This window comes from Clostridium liquoris, assembly GCF_002995785.1.
Taxonomy (GTDB): Bacteria; Bacillota; Clostridia; order Clostridiales; family Clostridiaceae; genus Clostridium_AO; species Clostridium_AO liquoris.
In genome coordinates this window covers 1-1,271 of the sequence record NZ_PVXO01000039.1, presented here as the reverse complement: position 1 = coordinate 1,271, position 1,271 = coordinate 1, and the positions used below count along the sequence as shown (strand labels likewise).

At 49.0% G+C, this 1,271-nt stretch carries 1 rRNA gene; it reads left to right on the top strand.

Annotated elements, in window-relative coordinates:
• Positions 1-1,271, top strand: a 23S ribosomal RNA gene (locus CLLI_RS07280); the annotation flags it as partial.

The following is a 1,271-nucleotide window of genomic DNA, read 5'->3' as shown; positions in this document are numbered from 1 at the left end:
CTAATCCAGAGTACCACGAGACACGTGAAACCTTGTGGGAAGCAGGGAGGACCACCTCCCAAGGCTAAATACTAACTGGTGACCGATAGTGGAGTAGTACCGTGAGGGAAAGGTGAAAAGAACCCCGGGAGGGGAGTGAAATAGAACCTGAAACCGTGTGCCTACAACCGGTCGAAGCACATTAATGTGTGACGACGTGCTTTTTGTAGAACGAGCCAGCGAGTTACGGTATGTAGCAAGGTTAAGCACTTAAGGTGCGGAGCCGAAGGGAAACCGAGTCTGAATAGGGCGACTAGTTGCATGCTGTAGACCCGAAACCGGGTGACCTATCCATGGACAGGTTGAAGCGGAAGTAAAATTCCGTGGAGGACCGAACCAAATTGGTGTTGAAAAACCATGGGATGAGCTGTGGATAGCGGAGAAATTCCAATCGAACTCGGAGATAGCTGGTTCTCCTCGAAATAGCTTTAGGGCTAGCGTCTGGTAATTAAGTAATGGAGGTAGAGCACTGAATGGGCTAGGGGCTGACAACAGTTACTGAACCCTATCAAACTCCGAATGCCATATACTTTTATCCAGGCAGTCAGACTACGAATGATAAGATCCGTGGTCAAAAGGGAAACAGCCCAGATCATCAGCTAAGGTCCCAAAGTGTAAGTTAAGTGGAAAAGGATGTGGGATTTCTAAGACAACTAGGATGTTGGCTTAGAAGCAGCCACTCATTTAAAGAGTGCGTAATAGCTCACTAGTCAAGAGATCCTGCGCCGAAGATGTCCGGGGCTAAAACTTACCACCGAAGCTATGGATGTACACTACGTGTACGTGGTAGAGGAGCTTCCTGTATGGGTTGAAGTCGTACCGAAAGGAACGGTGGACTGTACAGGAGTGAGTATGCTGGCATAAGTAGCGAGAAATAAGTGAGAATCTTATTGGTCGAAAACCTAAGGTTTCCTGAGGAAGGTTCGTCCACTCAGGGTTAGTCGGGACCTAAGCCGAGGCCGAAAGGCGTAGGTGATGGACAATCGGTTGATATTCCGATACCGCCAACTGCCGTTTGACAAATGGGGTGACACAGTAGGATAGGGTGTGCGCACTATTGGATGTGCGTCTAAGCATTTAGGAGTGACTGGCAGGCAAATCCGCCAGTTGAATCTGAGGTGTTATGGGGAGCCAATTTTGGCGAAGTACCTGATTCCACACTGTCGAGAAAAGCCTCTATGGAGGAAGTTGGTGCCCGTACCGCAAACCGACACAGGTAGGTGAGGAGAGAA